The 20,279-nt window shown below is 66.4% G+C and carries 13 protein-coding genes, 1 tRNA gene and 1 pseudogene; 12 read left to right on the forward strand and 3 right to left on the reverse strand.

Annotated features, from left to right (window positions below; translation table 11 throughout):
- Positions 1 to 27 precede the first annotated feature (27 nt).
- The 3 genes from ACZK33_RS06695 to ACZK33_RS06705 all read left to right on the forward strand — a co-directional run bounded on the left by ACZK33_RS06695 (position 28) and on the right by ACZK33_RS06705 (position 4,129).
- Positions 28 to 2,901 carry an autotransporter domain-containing protein gene (locus ACZK33_RS06695; RefSeq protein ID WP_423174392.1) on the forward strand — a complete coding sequence of 958 codons (2,874 nt, stop codon included), beginning with the start codon at positions 28 to 30 and terminating at the stop codon, positions 2,899 to 2,901.
- 97 nt (positions 2,902 to 2,998) lie between these two features.
- Positions 2,999 to 4,003, forward strand: coding sequence for a 2-hydroxyacid dehydrogenase (locus tag ACZK33_RS06700; protein ID WP_423174393.1), 1,005 nt, complete (start codon positions 2,999 to 3,001; stop codon positions 4,001 to 4,003).
- Between the two features lie 50 nt (positions 4,004 to 4,053).
- Positions 4,054 to 4,129, forward strand: a tRNA-Thr gene (locus tag ACZK33_RS06705).
- Between the two features lie 71 nt (positions 4,130 to 4,200).
- Here the strand turns inward: ACZK33_RS06705 and ACZK33_RS06710 are convergent.
- Complete coding sequence (locus tag ACZK33_RS06710) at positions 4,201 to 4,836, reverse strand: GyrI-like domain-containing protein (protein ID WP_423174394.1); 636 nt, start codon at positions 4,834 to 4,836, stop codon at positions 4,201 to 4,203.
- 352 nt (positions 4,837 to 5,188) lie between these two features.
- On the opposite strand from ACZK33_RS06710, the gene cyoA reads away from it, so the two are divergent.
- The 4 genes from cyoA to cyoD are packed head-to-tail and all read left to right on the forward strand — an operon-like array spanning position 5,189 to position 9,205.
- Positions 5,189 to 6,229 carry a ubiquinol oxidase subunit II gene (gene cyoA, locus ACZK33_RS06715; RefSeq protein WP_032127566.1) on the forward strand — a complete coding sequence of 347 codons (1,041 nt, stop codon included), beginning with the start codon at positions 5,189 to 5,191 and terminating at the stop codon, positions 6,227 to 6,229.
- Positions 6,230 to 6,231: 2 nt separating this feature from the next.
- A complete protein-coding gene (gene cyoB, locus ACZK33_RS06720; RefSeq protein ID WP_049462341.1) occupies positions 6,232 to 8,229 on the forward strand; it encodes a cytochrome o ubiquinol oxidase subunit I in 1,998 nt (665 codons plus the stop codon).
- Positions 8,226 to 8,864, forward strand: coding sequence for a cytochrome o ubiquinol oxidase subunit III (gene cyoC / locus ACZK33_RS06725; protein WP_005408583.1), 639 nt, complete (start codon positions 8,226 to 8,228; stop codon positions 8,862 to 8,864). The genes cyoB and cyoC overlap by 4 nt, the downstream gene beginning before the upstream one ends.
- A complete protein-coding gene (cyoD, locus tag ACZK33_RS06730; RefSeq protein ID WP_005408584.1) occupies positions 8,864 to 9,205 on the forward strand; it encodes a cytochrome o ubiquinol oxidase subunit IV in 342 nt (113 codons plus the stop codon). The genes cyoC and cyoD overlap by 1 nt, the downstream gene beginning before the upstream one ends.
- A gap of 112 nt (positions 9,206 to 9,317) precedes the next feature.
- On the opposite strand, the gene ACZK33_RS06735 is transcribed toward cyoD, so the two are convergent.
- Entirely contained in the window at positions 9,318 to 11,378 is a 2,061-nt protein-coding gene (locus ACZK33_RS06735) for a putative bifunctional diguanylate cyclase/phosphodiesterase (protein WP_049398960.1), read from the reverse strand.
- Between the two features lie 149 nt (positions 11,379 to 11,527).
- Between ACZK33_RS06735 and radA the strand changes: the two genes are divergently transcribed.
- The 4 genes and pseudogenes from radA (at position 11,528) to ACZK33_RS06755 (ending at position 17,804) form a co-directional block, all read left to right on the forward strand.
- Complete coding sequence (radA, locus tag ACZK33_RS06740) at positions 11,528 to 12,904, forward strand: DNA repair protein RadA (protein WP_014646395.1); 1,377 nt, start codon at positions 11,528 to 11,530, stop codon at positions 12,902 to 12,904.
- A 144-nt stretch (positions 12,905 to 13,048) separates the two neighbouring features.
- Entirely contained in the window at positions 13,049 to 14,905 is a 1,857-nt protein-coding gene (locus ACZK33_RS06745; protein ID WP_423174395.1) for an ATP-binding protein, read from the forward strand.
- 48 nt (positions 14,906 to 14,953) lie between these two features.
- Positions 14,954 to 17,247: pseudogene (locus ACZK33_RS06750) on the forward strand (tetratricopeptide repeat protein).
- A 92-nt stretch (positions 17,248 to 17,339) separates the two neighbouring features.
- Positions 17,340 to 17,804 carry a YqhG/Tai3 family protein gene (locus tag ACZK33_RS06755; protein WP_121503901.1) on the forward strand — a complete coding sequence of 155 codons (465 nt, stop codon included), beginning with the start codon at positions 17,340 to 17,342 and terminating at the stop codon, positions 17,802 to 17,804.
- A 92-nt stretch (positions 17,805 to 17,896) separates the two neighbouring features.
- On the opposite strand, the gene ACZK33_RS06760 is transcribed toward ACZK33_RS06755, so the two are convergent.
- Complete coding sequence (locus tag ACZK33_RS06760; protein ID WP_032127560.1) at positions 17,897 to 18,691, reverse strand: cytochrome C assembly family protein; 795 nt, start codon at positions 18,689 to 18,691, stop codon at positions 17,897 to 17,899.
- A 122-nt stretch (positions 18,692 to 18,813) separates the two neighbouring features.
- Here ACZK33_RS06760 and ffh point away from each other — a divergent pair, with 122 nt between their 5' ends.
- Positions 18,814 to 20,190: a signal recognition particle protein gene (ffh, locus tag ACZK33_RS06765; RefSeq protein ID WP_005408591.1), complete on the forward strand. Its 1,377-nt coding sequence runs from the start codon at positions 18,814 to 18,816 to the stop codon at positions 20,188 to 20,190.
- Positions 20,191 to 20,279: the final 89 nt, after the last annotated feature.

Genomic DNA, 20,279 nt, shown 5'->3' on the forward strand with positions numbered 1-20,279 from the left:
CGTGTTGCGGGTGGAGAGAGAGAACGCATGAAGTATTCGAAGTTGAGCCTGGCCCTGGCCGGGCTGATGGGCGTTGGCGCCATCGCGGCAGCTGATGACGTCATGGCAATGAGTTATCACGTGCAGGACGATCGCGTCTTCCTCAGCGGCGGCGTCACCGTCGCCGATGTGGTGGCGCTGCCCGCACTGCTGGCCAAGGCGCAGGCTGAAGGCCGTCCGATCCGCGAAGTCGTGCTGCGAACGTCCAACGGTGGCGCGCTGATTGCCGGCGAGTGGCTGCAGGCGGTGATCCGTACCCAGGGCCTGGACACCATCGTGTCCGGCCACTGCATTTCGTCCTGCTCGATCATGCAGTCCGGTGGCGTCAACCGTTACCTCGGCGGCGATCTGCCGCTGGTCGACTCGGTGCAGATCCATGCCGCCAGCAGTGGTGGCAGGATCACCTATGCGCCGTCGGCGCGCATGACCCAGATCTACACAGGCAACTACGGCGGTGGCATGGATGCGGGCCTGTTGCACAAGGCCATGTATGAAGTGGTGCAGCCCAATGGCCTGCTGGTATTCCGCGACCCGGCGCGTACCACGGGTACGTCGGTTACCTTCGATCCGGATGGCAGTGGGAGCAAGCTGGAGTCATTCCCGGGCCAGGACATCCGCAGCAACAGCATCATCAACACGGCGGGCTATCGCGATCCGGGCGACACCCTTCGTGTCACCAGCAACGTCAGCGGCGACATCAACCCGGGCTACCTGCGTACCGCGCGCCAGCTGCAGGCCTTTGTCGACGACGATTTCGCGCGCTGGAACACCGACTGGGCCAGCACCTACATCAACTATGCGGTGAGCCTGTACAACTTCTCCACGCGGGGGGCGAACGGTATCGGCGCGCAGTCGTTGCAGCAGCTGCTCGCCGACCCCGACCTCCAGGATGAACTGCGCGGCCAGCTGCGGCTGGCCGATCTGGATGCCTCGACCCTGGCCAACTCCGCCGGCGTGATCCGTGTCAGCAATGGCGCCACCTGGCGCACCGCTGAAACCACCGGCGCCGATTTCATTCTGGTGGACAACGGCACCATCGCACTGGAGGGCGGTGCGCTGCGTACCCCCGAGCTGCGGGTGATGCCGGGCAGCATCGTGGTCGGCCACGGTGATATCGCATCGGTCGGCACCGACAGCGATGCGCTGCTGGATGGCACCGGCCCGTCCTACCGCGAAGATGGCTTCAACCGCCTGCGCGTGTTCGGCACGCTGATGCCGCGCGGTGGGGATCTGGTGACCCACGGCTACGTCAACATCATGCCCGGCGGCCAGGTGTTGTTTGATGTTACCGAAGCCGGTGGTACCGGCAGTGGCCGCCTGCGCGTCGGCAGCTTCTACGACGGCGGCACCGAGGAGGGCGCGCTGGTGATCGCGCAGGGCGCACACCTTGCGTTGAATGTGGCCCAGGGCTTCTATGCCGGTGCCTACCGCCGCGATCTGGTGGAAGGGCCGATCTACCAGGGGGGCTTCCAGGATGTCGTGCGGCTGGGGGACGCCGGATACAGTGCCAGCATCACTGCCGGTGAAGTGTTCCGCCCGCGCCACAATTCACTGCTCAGCTTCAACGTGAAGCAGACGGCCGATGGCCTGTGGCTGACCGCCAACCCGGGCTTCGACCAGCTGGGGCTGTTTGCCAACGGCACCTCCGGCGACGGGCTGGGGCGCGCGCTGGCAGCCGCATCGGACCGCCAGGACAGCGGCCTGAAGTCGCTGCTCGGCGCGCTGCAGTTCACCGACCGCGATGTGATCGCACAGCAGGCCGGCGCCCTGCGCGGTGATGCCCATGCCAGCCTGCGCCTGGCCGACAACGCACTGCTGGGCAGCATCGGCAACGTGGTGCAGCAGCACCAGGCGGCGATGCGCAGTGGCGGCGATGCCGATGGACTGGCTTCGCAGGCGGCGCAGTCGGTCTCGGCGCAGCCGGGCATGCGTCATGGCAGCCTGTTCAACCAGTTGGCCATGCATCTGGTCGAACCGGCCGGCGAGGGGACTGGCGGTGGCGGTGCGACGGGACGCAGCCATGGCCTGTGGGCACGCGGTTTCGCCAGCCATGGCCGCATCGACGCCGACGGTGGCGTGGGCGGCCTGAGCCACAACATCGGTGGCATCGTGGTCGGTGCCGACACCCGCCTGGCCGATGACCGCGTCACCCTGGGTGCCAGCGTGGCCGCGGCCGACATGTCGACCAAGGCCAGCGATGGCTCCGGCTTCAGCGGCGACGTGCGCGCGCTGGACGTGGGCGGCTACCTGGACGCGACCTATTCGCGTGGCTACCTGTCAGCGGCCGTGCGCTACACCGATCTGCGCCATGACACCCGCCGCAGCCTCTCCGCCATCGAGGGCCTGCAGCAGCCGCTGCGTGCCCGATACAGCAACGATGCGATCTCGGCGCGGGTCGAACATGCCTTCTCCTTCACCACTGGCAAGGGGCTGGTGATCCAGCCGCTGCTGCCGGTGGTGGACTACGCACGGACGTCGGCAACCCGCTTCAACGAAGGGCAGGGTGCCGGTGCGCTGGCCGGTCGCAGCGGCAGTCTGGAAAGTATCCGCGTGGGTGCCGGCCTGCAGTTGTTCAAGACCTTCGAGGGCAACAACGGCGAGCGCATCACTCCGCGTGCCCGCGTGGTCTGGCAGAAGGAGCTGGGCGATTCGCAGGCGCGCTACAGCACCGGTTTCGCCGCAGCCCCGGACCTGGTGTTTGGTGCCAGCAGCCAGGCCGTGGGCGAGCAGGTGCTGGCCTGGAACGTGGGCGTGACCAGTCGCGCCAGCGAGCGCCTGTCGATCATGGCCGATTACGTGGGTGAGCGCCGCGACGGGCAGATCCAGAACGGCGTGATGCTGGGCCTGGGCTACAAGTTCTAAGTGGCACCCGGCACCGGCGATGAAGGCATCGCCGGTGCCATCCCAACGCGGGTGCTGCTGCGGTATGGTCGATATGCCATTCCACCCAGGCCCGTCCATGCAGATCGCCGTCTTCAGTGCCCGTCCCTACGACCGTCGTTTCCTTGATGAGGCGAACCAGCGCGATGCGGCTGGGGACGGCTTTGCGTTCGTGTACTTCGATGTGGCGCTGGACGTGCACACGGCCGCGCTGGCGCAGGATTGCGCAGCCGTATGCGTGTTCGTCAACGACCGCCTGGATGCGCCGGTGCTGCACGCCCTGCATGCGTTGGGCGTGCGGGCCGTACTGCTGCGCTGCGCCGGCTTCAACAATGTGGACCTGGCAGCCGCGAAAGTGCTGGATCTGTTCGTCGCACGCGTACCGGCCTATTCCCCGGAGGCGGTGGCCGAGCATGCGTTGGCGCTGGTGATGACCCTCAACCGGCAGACCCATCGCGCCTACAACCGCGTGCGCGAGGGCAACTTCATGCTCGATGGCCTGCTCGGGCGCACCTTGCATGGGCGCACGGTCGGCATCGTCGGCACCGGCAAGATCGGGCAGGCCACCGCGCGCATCTTCAACGGCATGGGCTGCACCGTGCTGGGGCACGACCCGTACCCGTCGCCGGCCTTCGCCGGCGTGGGCGACATGGTTGGACTGGACGAACTGCTCGCGCGCGCCGACATCGTCTCGCTGCATTGCCCGTTGACCCCCGATACCCAGCACCTGATCAATGATGCAACACTGGCACGGATGAAGCCGGGCGCGATGCTCGTCAATACGTCGCGCGGCGCACTGGTCGATACCCATGCGGTGATCCGCGCGCTGAAGTCGCGCCGGCTCGGTCATCTGGCCATCGACGTGTATGAGCAGGAAAGCGCGCTGTTCTTCCAGGACCTGTCTGGCGAGATCATCGACGACGAGGCCTTCCAGCGCCTGATGACCTTCCCGAATGTGCTGGTGACCGGCCACCAGGGCTTCTTCACCGTGGAGGCGCTGCAGGAGATCTCGGCGATCACGCTGGGGAATCTGCAGGATTTCGCGGCCGGGCGGGTGTGCGCCAACCGGGTAGAGGTGGGCTGAGCCGGATGGATTGACCGCCGGGGCGCCCAGCCCGTAAAATCGCGGGCTCCGCCGGAATAGCTCAGTTGGTAGAGCGGCGCATTCGTAATGCGTAGGTCGCAGGTTCGACTCCTGTTTCCGGCACCAGTTGTAATGAAAAGCCCCGGCCTTGGTTGGGGCTTTTTGTTTTGGCATTTGAAGCAATCACTGGCCTTGTGTCATGAGCGCGAACCCTTATCAGGCTCAAGCGCGCGCACCGGCTGCCGCAGCACGGTCTTCAACCGCGCCGCGTCGGTCTTGCGCGGATCGCTCAGGTAGATCTCGTGATGGGGGCCGGCGAAGGCGTAGCCCAGCGAAGGCATCAGTTCGTTGTGCAGATGGGCGAGGGCCGGACCCTCGTCATCGTAGGCGCCTACATGCAGGGTCTGCAGGCAGAGGCCTTCTTCAAGAATTTCATGGCGAAGGCTGGCCGGGACCTCGCCCAGTTTCTTCGCCGACTTGGCGATGGCAGCCTCCAACTGCGCTGGACTGATCCCGTCCGGCGTACGGATCATCACCGTCCACCTCCACTCATCCTTGCGGCGTGCGACAAAGCTCGACGGATCCTCGGCGGTCCACAGGGCTTCCAGCGGCGGCACCACGTAGTCCTGGCCCCCGGACTTCAGCGCGAACTTCAGTGCATAGCTCACCGCGTACAGCCACTGCACCGCCTGCACATACGCGGGGGCGGTATTCGGATCACCGTGGCCGTCGACCATCAGGTAGGGCAGGGGCGGTACGTCTACCGTCACGAACCGGCCCGCCGGGGGCAGGTACAACGCGCGATCGCGCTTCTTGAAGTCGATCTTGTCCACGGGCCTTCCTCCTGCGCCGAGCATCCCACGCCGGGCACCCGCCAGCACGCCTGAACAGGTTCAGATGACTTTGCCGAACACGGGCGGAGCAGCCGCCATCGCCCGATGCTAGGATGCCGCCCCCGGGTGTTCTGCCCGCCGCGGTTGCGCGGTGCGACAACGTGTCGCAGCCAGAAACGGGCCTTTCCTGCGCTCGATCATTGTCAATGCCTTTCTTAAATGGTGGGTGACGGCCTAAAATTGAAAGGCTGACTCGACCCCACCTCCCTGCCTGTCTTCCGGACCGGTGGGACCGGCTTTGGCCGGAACAGGCAGGACGGGGAACGGCATTCCCTCGCAATTGGATCGACCGATGATTCCGTTGAAAACCCTTGGGCGCTGGTTGCGCCCGGGCCTGCTGCTGTCGTTGCTGGTGATGCTCACCGGCTGCGATGCGGTGGCCATCCTCAGTCCGAAGGGCCAGATCGGCCAGGATGAGAAGACCCTGCTGATCACGGCCACCGTGCTCATGCTGCTGGTCGTCATCCCGGTCATCATCATGACCCTGACCTTCGCGTGGAAGTATCGCGCCTCCAACACCAAGGCCCGCTACGAGCCGAAGTGGTCCCACTCGACGGCGATCGAGGTGGTGGTGTGGTCCATTCCCTGCATGATCGTGCTGGTGCTGGCGGTCCTGACCTGGCGCTCGTCGCACGCACTGGACCCGTACAAGCCGCTGGATTCGGACGTCAAGCCGGTCACCATCGAGGCGATCTCGCTGGACTGGAAGTGGCTGTTCATCTATCCGGAAGAGAAGGTGGCGGTCGTCAACGAAATCAAGTTCCCGGTCAACACGCCGCTGAACTTCAAGATCACGTCCGATTCGGTGATGAATGCGTTCTTCATCCCACACCTGGGCAGCATGATCTACTCGATGGCTGCGATGGAGACCAAGCTCCATCTGATCGCCAACGAGACCGGTGAATTCCCGGGCATGTCCTCACACTACAGCGGCGCGGGCTTCGCCAAGATGCACTTCACCGCCTACTCGGTCACCGATGCCGAGTACCGCCAGTGGCTGGACCAGGTCCGCGCCGGCGAGCAGACCCTGGACAAGGCCTCGTTCAAGGCGCTGGGTGAAGCACGCAACGCCGAGTGGTATCCGGTCACCTACTTCGGCAAGACCGAAGAAGGCCTGTTCGACTGGGTCATCGCCAAGCACATGGGCGACAACAAGCATTACGGCATGAAGCACGAACACGCCGGTGCCGCCGCTGCCGATGCCGCCAGCCATGAAGCGCACGAGGGCCATGCCCCCAGTGACGCGCATGATTCCAAGGAATCGGGTGAAAACCTGGATGCCAACGAACACGAACACGCAGGCCACGCCGGCCATGCGGGCTCGGGAGAATGAACATGTTGGGTAAACTCTCAATTGAGTCGATCCCCCACGATCCGATCGTGCTGACCACCCTGGTCGGCGCGGTGCTGGGTGGCCTGGGCGTCATGGCCCTGATCACCAAGTTCAAGCTGTGGGGCTATCTGTGGAAGGAGTGGTTCACTTCGGTGGATCACAAGAAGATCGGCGTGATGTACCTCATCGTCGCCTTCGTCATGCTGCTGCGCGGTTTCTCCGACGCCATCATGATGCGTACCCAGCAGGCGCTCGCCGTCGGCGGGTCCGAGGGTTACCTGCCGCCGCACCACTACGACCAGATCTTCACCGCCCACGGCGTGATCATGATCTTCTTCGTGGCGATGCCGCTGATCACCGGCCTGATGAACCTGGCCGTGCCGCTGCAGATCGGTGCGCGCGACGTCGCGTTCCCGTTCGTCAACTCGCTCAGCTTCTGGCTGTTCGTGTCCGGCGCGGTGCTGATCATGCTGTCGCTGTGGATCGGTGAGTTCGCTGCCACCGGCTGGCTGGCGTTCCCGCCGTTGTCGGGCATCGAATACAGTCCAAGCGTAGGCATGGACTACTACATCTGGGGTCTACAGGTCGCAGGCCTGGGTACCACGCTGAGCGGTATCAACTTCTTCATCACCATCCTGAAGATGCGTACCCCCAGCATGAAGCTGATGCAGATGCCGGTGTTCACCTGGACCGCCCTGGTGACCAACGTGCTGATCGTCGCTGCCTTCCCGGTGCTGACCATCACCCTGGTGCTGCTGACCCTGGACCGTTACCTGGGTACGCACTTCTTCACCAATGACGGTGGCGGCAACGCCATGCTGTACATCAACCTGATCTGGATCTGGGGTCACCCGGAGGTGTACATCCTGGTCCTGCCGGCGTTCGGTGTGTTCTCCGAAGTCATCGCGACCTTCTCGCGCAAGGCGCTGTTCGGCTACAAGGGCATGGTCTACGCCACCGCCTGCATCGGCGTGCTGTCGTTCATCGTGTGGCTGCACCACTTCTTCACCATGGGCTCGGGTGCCAACGTCAATGCCTTCTTCGGCATCACGACGATGATCATCTCGATCCCGACCGGCGTGAAGATCTTCAACTGGCTGTTCACCATGTTCCGCGGTCGCGTGCAGTTCACCACGCCCGTGCTGTGGACCATCGGCTTCATGGTCACCTTCACCATCGGCGGCATGACCGGCGTGATGCTGGCGATCCCGGCCATCGACTTCGTGCTGCACAACAGCCTGTTCCTGATCGCCCACTTCCACAACGTCATCATCGGCGGCGTGGTGTTCGGCATGTTCGCCGGCATCACCTACTGGTGGCCGAAGATGTTCGGCTTCCGCCTGAACGAGTTCTGGGGCAAGTGCGCGTTCTGGTGCTGGTTCATCGGCTTCTACGTGACCTTCATGCCGATGTACGTGCTGGGCTTCATGGGCATGACCCGTCGTCTGCAGAGCACCGTTAACCCGGCCTACGAGCCGCTGCTGCTGGTCGCTGCCGCAGGTGCCTTCATCGTGGGTGCCGGCATCCTGTGCCAGATCATCCAGGTGGCCGTGTCGATCCGCGACCGCAAGAAGACCGCCGACCTGACCGGCGACCCGTGGGATGCCCGTACGCTGGAGTGGGAAACCTCTTCGCCGCCGGCCTTCTACAACTTCGGCAGCCTGCCGGAAGTCACCGAGCTGGACGATTTCTGGGAGCGCAAGCAGCGTGGTGAAGCCTGGCCGAAGCCGGCCAAGTACACCGACATCCACATGCCGCGCAACACCGGCACGGGCGTTGTCATCGGTGCCTTCAGCCTGGTGTTCGGCTTCGCGATGATCTGGCACATCTGGTGGCTGGCCATCGTCGGCTTCGTCGGCATGATCGCCACGTTCATCTACCGCACCTTCGACCAGGACGTGGACTACTGGGTCCCGGCCGCCGAGGTGGAACGCATCGAGAACGAACACCGCAAGCACCTGGAAAACCAGGGCCTGGTGAAGTCGGAGCTGAAGGCATGAGCACCAATACCTCGACCCTGAGCCACGGGCACGCCGCGCACGCGGCGGCCCATGGCCATGACGACCACGAGCACCACGACACCGGCGGCAACACCGTCTTCGGTTTCTGGGTGTACCTGATGAGCGACTGCCTCATCTTCGCCTCGCTGTTCGCCACCTACGTGGTGCTGGCCGGCGGTACCGATGGTGGCCCGACCGCGAAGGACCTGTTCGAACTGCCGTTCGTTGCATGGGAAACCGCGCTGCTGCTGACCTCCTCGCTGACCTTCGGCCTGGGCATGATTGCCATGCACCGCAAGCAGATGGGCCAGATGTACCTGTGGCTGGGCATCACCTGGCTGCTGGGCTTCGGCTTCATGTGCATGGAAGTGTGGGAGTTCCAGCACCTGATCCACCAGGGCTACGGTCCGGACCGCAGTGCCTTCCTGTCGGCGTTCTTCGCCCTGGTCGGTACCCACGGCCTGCACGTCAGCGCCGGCCTGCTGTGGCTGCTGGTGATGTTCGTGCAGCTGAAGAAGTACGGCCTGACCCCGACCAACAAGACCCGCATGGCGTGCCTGAGCCTGTTCTGGCACTTCCTGGACCTGATCTGGATCGGCGTGTTCTCCGTCGTCTACCTCAATGGAGCCCTGTAATGGCACATGACAACCATGCACACGACCACGGCACCGGCGGCGAAAGCCATGGCACCGTGAAGTCGTACCTGATCGGCTTCGTGCTGGCGGTGGTGCTGACCGTCATCCCGTTCTGGATGGTGATGTCGGGCGACTTCTCGCGCACCGTCAACGGTGTGGTGATCGCGATCACCGCGGTGCTGCAGATGCTGGTCCACCTGGTGTTCTTCCTGCACCTGGACCGCTCTTCGGAAAGCCGCTGGAACGTCAACGCTGCGGCCTTCACCGTGGTGGTGATCGGCATCATCGTGGTCGGTACCCTGTGGGTCATGCACAACATGAACGTGCACATGATGCACTGACGTCCTCGCGACGTTGCCACGCAGAAAGGCCGCCCTCGGGCGGCCTTTTTGTTTGTCTGCGGATGTGGGTAGTGCCGGCCGCTGGCCGGCAATCGCGGGAAGCCGGCCGGCTCTACCCCGCCACCCGGCGCAGGAACTCTTCGGCATCCATAGGCCGGCCCAGGTGATAGCCCTGCAGCTGGTCGCAGCCCAGTTCGCTCAGGTATTCGCGCTGCGCCTGCGTCTCCACGCCTTCGGCCACCACCTGCAGCTGCAGGGTGCGGCCCAGCGCGATGATCGACGACACGATGGCGGCATCCTCGTCGTTGCGTTCCAGGTCATGCACGAACGCACGGTCGATCTTCAGTTCGGTGGCCGGCATCCGCTTCAGGTACAGCAGGCTGGAGTAGCCGGTGCCGAAATCGTCGATGGCGATATGCACGCCCATCGCGGTCAGATCGTTGAGAATCGCCAGGCTGGCGTCGACATCCTTCATCGCCGTGGTCTCGGTGATCTCCAGGGTCAACCGCGCCGGCTCGATCCGGTGCCGCTGCAGCACCTCGCGCACGCTGTCCAGCAGGGCCGGCGAGGAGAACTGCAGCGGCGACAGGTTCACCGCCATCGACCATCCGGTATGCCCGGCCTCGTGCCATGCACGCAGCTGTGCACAGGCGCGGTCCAGTACCCAGTCGCCGATCGGCAGGATCAGGCCGCTGCGCTCGGCGATGGGAATGAACACATCCGGCGCCAGCAGGCCCAGTTCCGGGTGCTGCCAGCGCAGCAGGGCCTCGGCGCCGGTAGCTGGTGCGCCAGCGGCCGGGAACTTCGGCTGGTAGTGCAGCAGCAGCTCGTCACGCGCGATCGCCTTGCGCAGATCCTGCAGCAGGCGCAGCTGGCGGTTGGCACTGAGCTGCATCGACGGGGTGAAGAAGGTATAGCCGTTCCGGCCGGTTTCCTTGGTGTGGTACATCGCCGCATCGGCGTGCGCCATCAGTTCGCGTTCGTTGCTGGCATCATCCGGGTACAGGGCGATGCCGAGACTGGCGCTGACCTGCAGTTCGGCGGCATCCAGGGTGAATGGTTCGCCGGCGGCGGCGATGATGCGTTCGGCCACCACCACCGCATCGTCCGGGGTGTCGATGGCCAGCACGATCACGAACTCGTCGCCGCCGAGGCGCGCGAACGTGTCCTGCGGCCGCAGCAGGCCGCCGATGCGCTGTGCCACCGCCACCAGCAGGCGGTCGCCCAATTGGTGGCCGTAGGCATCGTTGACCGCCTTGAAGCCGTCCAGGTCGCAGAACATCACCGCCACGGCGCGGCCGCGGCGGCGCGCCTTCTCGATGGCCTGTTCGATGCGGTCCTGCAGCAGCATGCGGTTGGGCAGCTGGGTCAGCGGGTCATGCAGGGCGGCCTGGATCAGCTTGTCGTTGGCGTGTGCCAGTGAATCGGCCAGCAACCCGGTACGCACGCGCATCTGCCGATCGAACAGCGAGGCGACCAGGGCGATACCCAGGGTGGCTACAGTGGTGACGATCACCAGCACTGCCAGCCAGCGCGTGTCGATGCCGCCGCTGCCGACCGCGCCGCAGATGCTGCCTTCGGGGAAGCGTGCGGCGGCCATGCCGGTGTAATGCATGCCGACGATGGCCAGGCCCATCACCAGCGAGGCCAGTGCGCGCAGGCGCATGGTGTGGCGCTGCTCGGAACGCAGGCGGAAGGCGATCCACAGCGCCGCGCCGGCGGCACCGATGGCTACTGCAATGGAGGCGGCGAACCAGCCCGGGTGATAGTCGATACCCGGCTGCATGCGCATCGCGGCCATGCCGAGGTAGTGCATGGTGGCAATGCCCAGGCCCATCAGCACGGCGCCGGCCAGCAGTCGTCGCCAGGGCAGGCTGGGTCGTGACACCAGCCACAGCGCATAGGCCGAAGCGCCGATCGACACTGCAAGCGAATACAGGGTGATGCCGAGGTCGTAGCCGACCGGGATCGGCAGGTCGAAGGCCAGCATGCCGATGAAATGCATCGACCAGATACCCAGGCCCATCGCCGCCGCGCCGCCGGCCAGCCACCAGCGCGCCACGCGGCCCTCGGCCGTGGCCAGGCGGCCGGCCATGTCCAGCGCCGTGTACGAAGCAAGAATGGCCACCAGCAGGGAGATGGCGACCAGGCTCTGACTGTAACTGCCAGTCATGTTGAATCCAGAGGGGGAGGGAGGGGCGCCCGCAAGGCGCACGCCCGCGACAGCTATCGGCGCGGGTGGGCGGGACTTGAGCGGTCGCAGCACCTGCGACCCGGCTCGGCTATCCTGCCACGCCTGTTCCCGTTGCTGGAAATCATCCGATGGCAAAAGCCCGCACCGCCTACGTCTGCAATGAATGCGGCGCCGAATTCAGCAAGTGGCAGGGCCAGTGCACCGAGTGCAACGCCTGGAACTCGCTGTCGGAAATCGTGCTGGAGAGCGCGGCGGCGGCCAAGGCGCCCGCGTCGCGCCGGGCCGGCTGGGCCGGCAAGATCGACCCGCCGAAGATCACCGCCCTGAAGGACGTGGAGCAGACCGAGCATCGCCGTGTCTCGACCGGCATCGGCGAGTTCGATCGCGTGCTGGGCGGGGGGCTGGTCGAGGGCGCGGTGGTACTGGTTGGTGGCGACCCGGGCATCGGCAAGTCGACCCTGCTGCTGCAGGCGGTGGCGAAGATGGCGGCCGAGCTGCCGGTGCTGTACGTCACCGGCGAGGAGTCGCTGGCCCAGGTGGCCGGCCGCGCACACCGGCTGGAATTGCCGCTGGATGGTGTCAATGCGCTGGCCGAGACCGGCGTCGAGTCGATCCTGCAGCATGCGTCCAAGGCCGGCCCGCGGCTGATCGTGGCCGACTCCGTGCAGACCCTGTGGACCGAGAGCCTGACCGCCGCGCCCGGCTCGGTCAGCCAGGTGCGCGAGAGCGCGGCGCGGCTGGTGCGTTTCGCCAAGGAGACCGGCACCGCCGTGTTCCTGGTCGGCCACGTGACCAAGGAGGGCGGTATCGCCGGCCCGCGCGTGCTCGAACACATGGTCGATGCGGTGCTGTACTTCGAAGGCGAGAGTGGCAGCCGCTTCCGCCTGCTGCGCGCGTTCAAGAACCGCTTCGGTGCGGTCAACGAGCTGGGCGTGTTCGCGATGGGCGACAAGGGCCTGAAGGAAGTCTCCAATCCGTCGGCGATCTTCCTGTCCGGCGGCAGTACCCACCAACCCGGCAGCTGCGTGATGGTCACCCGCGAGGGCACCCGGCCGCTGCTGGTTGAAGTGCAGGCGCTGGTGGATGCCTCGCCGCTGTCGAACCCGCGCCGTGTCGCAGTCGGCCTGGAGCAGAACCGCCTGGCCATGCTGCTGGCCGTGCTGCACCGTCATGGTGGCGTGCTGGTCGGCGACCAGGATGTGTTCGTCAACGTGGTCGGTGGCATCCGCGTGCAGGAGACCGCTGCCGACCTGCCGGTGCTGCTGGCGGTGCTGTCCTCGCTGCAGGACCGGCCGCTGGCGGAAAAGACGATTGCGTTTGGCGAGGTTGGCCTGTCCGGCGAGATCCGACCGGTACCGAATGGCGAAGACCGCCTGCGCGAAGCCGCCACGCATGGCTTCAAGCGCGCCATCGTGCCCAAGGCCAATGCGCCCAAGGGCGGTTCGGTGAAGGGTATGGAAGTGATTGCGGTGGAGCGCCTGTCCGAGGCCATCGACGCGGCGTGATCGCGCCGGGCATGGCCCGGCGTCACCACCGCGCACGTGGAATACGGCGGCCGACACGGTAACGGTCAGCCTCCCTGTGCTAGTTTTTCCCGCTCGACGAAGGCGCCCTCTGGCGTCTTTCCGTGCCCAGGAGTAAACGATTACATGCAGGACACCGCGCTCACCGCCCCCAACGCCGAAATCCGTCGCGCCGGGGTCGATCTCAATGGACTGATGACGGTGCTGGGCAAGCACCTCTATTCCACCCCGGTGGTGGCGCTGCGTGAGCTGGTGCAGAACGCGCACGACTCGATCATCCGCCGCCGCATCGAACAACCCGGCGTCGAGGTGCCCTCGCGCATCGCGGTGCAGGTCGATGCCGCTGCCGGCGTGCTGCGCATCATCGATACCGGCGCCGGCCTGACCCGCCAGGAGATCCATGACTACCTGGCGACCGTCGGCGTCGGCTACACCCGCGGCCTGCGCCAGGGCGGCGAGGACGATGAGGGCCTGATCGGCATGTTCGGCCTCGGCTTCCTGTCGGCCTTCGTGCTGGCGCGCCGGGTCAGCGTGCGCACCACCTCGTACCAGACGCCGGAACTGGGCCATCTGTACGTGTCCAGCAACGCCGAGCAGTACACCGTCAGCGAAGTGCCGGCACGCGCGGTCGGCACCGAGGTGGAACTGGAGCTGCATCCGGACTTCCTGCCGCTGGCCAACGAAGCGCGCCTGCACGAGGTGCTGGGCCGCTACTGTGCGCTGCTGTCCGAGCCGATCTTCATCGGCGCTGCGGGCGAGGCGCTCAACCCCGAGCCGCCGCCGTGGCGCGGCCAGGGGGATGTCGCCGTGCATCCGGTGCAGGCGCGTCGCCAGGCGCTGCAGTTCGCGGCGCGTTTCGAACATGATTTCGAGCCGATCGTCACCGTGCCGCTGCGTGCCGATGGCAACAGCGATGCCACCGGCCTGCTGTGGGTGCAGGACGGTGCCACCTACGGCACCAGTGACAACCGCAACCTGTCGGTGTTCGTGCGCGGCATGCTGCTGGACGACGATGCGCGTGACCTGCTGCCGCCGTGGGCGGGCTTCATCGGCGGGGTGATCGAATCCTCGCGGCTCACGCCTACCGCCAGCCGCGAAGACCTGCAGCGCGACGACCAGTACCGCGCCGTGCAGCATGCGTTGCTGGAGGCGCTGATTGATGGCCTGGCCGACGTCGCGCGGCAGCAGCCGGAAGCGTGGCGACGTGTATTGAGCCGCCACAACGAGGCGCTGCTGGGCGCGGCGCTGTGCGATGACCGCCTGTTCGACCTGTTGCTGGAGCACGTGCGCGTGCCGACCTCGCAGGGCGATCTGCCTGCCAGTGCGCTGCCCACACGCGGTGCCGTGCATGTGATCCTCGACAACGGTGGCGGCTTCGAGGAAATGCTGTTCCGCGCGATGGGCGTGCCGGTCGCGCATGGCCATCGCTATGCAGTAGTGCCGTTCCTGCGGCGCTGGGCCCAGGCCAAGGGCCTGCGCCTGGTCGAGCTGGGGACCGAGCAGGGCAACCGCGCGCTGTTCCGCAGCGATGACAGCCTCGATGAGGCGCAGCTGGCATGGCTGCGCGAGCAGCTGGGTGACGGCGAACAATTGCTGCCGGCACGCTTCAGTCCCGAGTCGCTGCCGGTGGTGGTGGTGCCCGATCGCGAAGCCGAACTGAAGCAGCGCCTCGAAGACGATGAGAACGACAAGCGCGTTTCAATGGCGGCGCTGCGGCTGGCGCGTCAGTTCACCGCGCGCATCGAATCGCGTGCGCCATCGCGGCTGTACCTCAACCTCGACAACCCCGCGGTGCAGGCGCTGCTGCGCGCCCAGCGCGAGGGCCACCCGCAGGCCGAGGCCGCAGCGCGCCTGCTGCGCTCACTGAAGATCATCGTCGCCGCGCAGGGCCGTCCACTGGCCCGCGCGACCGCCACGCCCGGCCCGGATCTCAACGGCGCCTTCACCGATATCGCCGGTGCCCTGCAGCAGATGCTGCGCTGAGCACCGCATCCTCTCATCCAGCCTTCGCTAGACAGGAGTACTTACCCCATGGACATCTGGAACTGGGTCGAAAAACTGCAGGGTGACCTGCGCCAGGCCGGCCAGGCGCAGAATGCGCACCTGCTGAACCGCCTCGCCGACGAGGTGAGTGAACTGCGTGTCGACCGCGTCGACGCGCTGCTGCCCGAAGCGCGAGCGCTGGGCAAGGCGCTGGACAACCCGTGGGTCGACGTCTACGTCGGCCACTGGGCGCTGCGCAACCGCGTCGGCAATCGTGTCGAAGGCGAGAGCGCGCTGGGCGAAGCCGTGGCGCTGTTCGAGCGTGCGCATCGCGAGGACACCCTGGAGTGCCCGCAGTCGATCTGCGTGACCCAGGATCTTGCCGCCTGCTACGGCAACATCGATGGCCCCGGCTGGGTGCCCGAGCGTATCGAGGTGTGCGATGAAACACTGGGCCGCATCGACCCGAGCTGGGCCTGCTTCCAGTGCCTGAGCTGCGAGAAGGCCGATGCACTGCTTGATGATGGCCGTGGCCAGGATGCACTGGATTACCTGCAGGTGCAGTCCGACGCGATCGAGGCCTGCGGCAAGGAAGTGTTCGACAGCTTCCCGGAGATGCAGATCAAGATCCTGCTGGGCATGGGCCGCGCCGAAGAAGCGCTGCTGCTGATCGAGAAGCGCGAGGCCGAAGTGGCCGCGTCCGGCGAGTACGAGCCGGCCAACTGCACGGTGCCGCGCCGCCTGTCCAAGGCGTGGGCGCTGGCCCAGCTGGACCGCGACGAAGAGGCCCTGCAGCAGCTGGTGCCGTGGAGCGAGCTGACGCCTACCTACTGGCGGCTGTGGGCGAACACCGCCGCAGCGCTGTGCCGGCGTGATCCCGCACGCAATACCTGGGACCTGGGTACGCGCTTCAACACCATCATCGAACACTTTGCCGAGGTTGGCTCGCACCGCCTGCTGATCGAAGTCGCTGCGCTGAGCCTGGAGCTGGCCCTGCAGCGTGGCGCACGCTGGGTGGCGCTGCGCCAGCTGGAACTGGCGCGTACCCATCTGGCACAGCTGCGCCAGGACCGGGGTGCGGCTGCGCTGGTGGCCGGCCTGGCGGCACGCATCGATGCATTGCCGGATGTGGCGCCGCTGCCGGTGCCAGCCGCTGAACTACTGGTTTGGCTGAACGAACAGGGAGAGCAGAACCAGTCGCGCGATCCCGAACGTGAGGCGCAGTGGCTGCTGCAGGCACAGGCGCAGCTGCCAGATGACGAGGCGCTGGCCGAGATGGCTGCCTCCGCGCTGAGCGCCTGTGGGGCGCAGACGGAAGCGCGCGCATTGCTGTGGCGCTTCGTGCGCGCACACACGCAGGATGATACACGCTGATGCGCTGGCTGACCGAGCAGGGCGACGACGAAGGCCTGCGCCAGCTGGCTGATGCCTATCGCGGCAGCGTGCCGGTGTTCGCGCACTGGTGCGAGGTGCAGCGCGCCCGTCGCGTGTCCGACTGGCCGGCACTGGAGCAGGCCGCGCAGGCGCTGCTGGCGGCCTCGCCGGGCTCGCATGGCGCACGCGGTACGCTGGCGCGGATGTACATGGAAACCGGTCGCTTCAGCGAGGCGCAGGCCTGCTATGCGCAGCTGGTGGAGCTGCTGGAAGAACCCAACGCCGCACACTGGGACCACATGAGCGCGGCCAGCGCGGCACGCGACTGGGATGCGGTGCGCCGCTCGGCGGCGGCGATCGGCATGGAGCTGTCCAGCCAGGACGGCGTGGTCGAGGAGCCGTGGGGCTGGGTGATCATCCGCAGCGAAGAGAACGGCGAGCCGATGGAGTACTACGCGCGCCGCAGTGGCCCGGTCACCGCACGTATCGTCGAGAACGCACCGGCCAACCGTGCCCAGCAGGTGGGCGACTGGGTGGTGTTCGATGCTGCGCTGGTGCACCCGGCGCCGGAGGAGGAGGAAGCGCGCGAGCATTTCATCCCGACCTATGCGCAGGTGCATGTCCTGGAGCGCGGCGGCTTCGCCCGCAGCTGGCTGATCGACGGCGCGCACCCGGGCGAAGATGCGTGGGATGCCTTTGTCGCAGCGGCCGAGGCGCAGGGCTGGCAGGTGTGGTCGCACAGCCGCCCGGACTACACCGTGACCGATCCGGACGAGGAGGAGGGCACGCTGCCGGGCCTGCTGTTCACCGTCGCCCAGCCGCAGGACCATGCACCGCTGGCGCTGCACCGCTTCCTGCAGCAGGAAACCGCGAAGTGGCAGCATCCGCATTGCTGGCTGCGGCTGGCCGAAGCCTGCGACCAGGATCGCCAGCCGCACCTGGACGTGATCGAGCGTTACGGCTTGTAAGCCGGGTATCGGGTAGTGCCGGCCGCTGGCCGGCAGCGCCGGGATATTCTGTGTTGCCGGCCAGCGGCCGGCACTACCTCAAGGAGAAATACATGCGGAAGACAGGGATGTTCATGATCGCCGGGCTGCTGCTGGCCCCCGCCGTGCAGGCCGCACCGGCCTGCCAGGAACCAGTGGCTGTCGCCCGTGCCTTCTACGAGGCAACCACCGGCAATGGCGATCTGCTGGAATCGCCGCCGGCGCTGGTCAGCCCGGCCTTCGGCAAGGCCCTGCGTGGCGAGCGCGCCTGCCAGACGCGCGAGGAAGGCATCTGCACCATCGATTCGGACCCGTGGCTGGATGCGCAGGATGGCGACATCGAGAGTCCGGTGCGCTACATCTGGAAAGAGGTCTCGGCGACGTCCGGCCAGGTCGAGATGCGCTATTCGGTATGGAAGAAGGCCTACGTGACCCGGTTGCCGATGGTGCGCCAGGGGCAGGGCTGCTGGCAGGTGGATGACATCCTCACCAACAGCGGTCGCTCGGTACGGAAGATCCTGGCCCAGCCGCTGCCTTGACCGTCTGCGGCATCCACGCAGGGTGCGGTCCTGTTGCCGGCCAGCGGCCGGCCTACTACCCAGGTGGGTGCCGACCGTTGGCCGGCACACCGCTATCGCGAATGCCCGAACACCAGTTCGATCACGAACTGGCTGCCGAAGAAGGCCAGCAGCAGCAACAGCATTGCCGCCAGCGTCCAGTGCACCGCCTTCATGCCGCGCCAGCCGTAGCGGCGACGGCCGATCAGCAGCACGCCGAACACGATCCACGACAGCACGCTCAGCACGGTCTTGTGCACCAGCTTCTGCGCCAGCAGGTCGTCGACGAACAGCACGCCGGTGACCAGGGTCAAGGTCAGCAGCGCGAAGCCGACGGTGATCACCCGGAACAGCAGCGATTCCAGATCGGCCAGCGGCGGCAGGGCGCGCAGCCACGGCCGGAACTCGCGGCGGCGCAGGGCGCGTTCCTGCAGCCACAGCATGATCGCCAGCAGCGCGGCGATGCTCAGCGTGGCGTAGGCCAGCAGCGCCAGCCAGGCGTGGCTGGCCAGGCGCCAGCCCAGCACCTTGCTCGGTTCGTGGCCGTAGCCGTGGTAGGCCAGCAGCAGTACCGCGGCCAGCGGGAACACCACCACGCCCAGCGCCGACATGCGCCCGCGCGCGCCGACCAGCGAGGTCAGCCAGGCCATGCCCAGGCCGACCAGCGACAGCGCGGCGAAGAAGTGCATGTCCGGCCCGCCGTTGGTGCGCATGGCCACCATCACGTGGTAGCCGCCGTGCAGCAGCATCGCCGGCAGGGCGGGCCACAGCCAGGCGGGGGAGCCGGTGCTTTCATCGCGGCCAAGCGCACGCACCAGCAGGGCGCTGGCGGCCAGGTAGAGCAGGGCGGCGATGAGAACGATTAACATCGTTGCAGTTTCGCATACCCCTGCGGTGGTGGCGACGGCCCTGTGGTCGCAGTCCGGGGAGGGGAGCGGACCCGTTATACTGTCTGCCTTATTGTCCCCCGCTTTCAGACAGGTTGCGCCGCATGTTCGAGTCACTGACCCAGCGCCTTTCCGGCACCATCGAGCGCCTGCGTGGCCGCGGCCGCCTGACCGAGGAGAACATCCGCGAGGCCACCCGTGAGGTCCGCATCGCGCTGCTCGAAGCCGACGTTGCGCTGCCGGTGGTGCAGGCCCTGATCGAACGCATCAAGGTGCGCGCGGTCGGCCAGGAAGTGCTGAAGTCGCTGACCCCGGGCCAGGCCCTGATCAAGGTCGTGCGCGACGAGCTGACCGCGGTGATGGGCGCCGAAGCCAGCGACCTGAACCTCAATGTGCCCGCTCCGGCCATCATCCTGATGGCGGGCCTGCAGGGCGCCGGCAAGACCACCACGGTGGGCAAGCTGGCCAAGCACCTGAAGGAAAAGCGCAAGAAGAAGGTGATGGTGGTCTCGGCCGACGTCTACCGTCCGGCCGCGATCGAGCAGCTGAAGACCCTGGCCGAGCAGGTCGGCGTGCTGTTCTTCCCGTCCAGCGCCGACCAGAAGCCGGAAGCCATCGTCCGCGCCGCCATCGACGATGCGCGCAAGTCGTTCGTCGACGTGCTGCTGGTCGATACCGCCGGCCGCCTGGCCATCGACGAAGCAATGATGGCCGAGATCAAGGCCCTGCACGCGGCGGTGAATCCGGCCGAAACCCTGTTCGTGGTCGACGCCATGACCGGCCAGGACGCGGCCAACACCGCCAAGGCCTTCGGCGACGCCCTGCCGCTGACCGGCGTGGTGCTGACCAAGACCGACGGTGACGCCCGTGGCGGTGCCGCGCTGAGCGTGCGCTACATCACCGGCAAGCCGATCAAGTTCGTCGGTGTCAGCGAGAAGCCGGAAGGCCTGGACGTATTCCACCCGGATCGTATCGCCAGCCGCATCCTCGACATGGGCGACGTGCTGTCGCTGGTCGAGCAGGTCGAGCAGCAGGTCGACAAGGACAAGGCCGCCAAGCTGGCCGAGAAGGTCGCCAAGGGCAAGAAGTTCGACCTGAACGACATGCGTGACCAGCTGGAGCAGATGCAGAACATGGGCGGCATCGGCGGCCTGATGGACAAGCTGCCGGGCCTGGGCAACATCCCCGACCATCTGAAGCAGCAGGTCAGCCAGGGAAAGGAAGTGCCGCGCATGATCGCCATCATCAGCTCGATGACCAAGAAGGAACGGCGCAACCCGAACCTGCTCAACGGCTCGCGCCGCGCGCGCATCGCCAAGGGCTCGGGCGTGACCCCGGCCGACGTCAACAAGCTGATGAAGCAGTACATGCAGATGGAAAAGATGATGAGCAAGATGGCCGGCGGCGGCATGAAGGGCATGTTGCGCAGCATGAAGGGCATGATGGGCGCCATGGGCGGCCGCGGCATGCCGTTCCGTTGATGCGTTGAACACCGGCTTTTTTTGTAGAGTCGAGCCATGCTCGACTGCTTTTCTGCCGGTGCCTCGGTCGAGGTAGAGTCGAGCAAGCT

It is taken from the genome of Stenotrophomonas sp. 86156_Sma, from assembly GCF_056481625.1.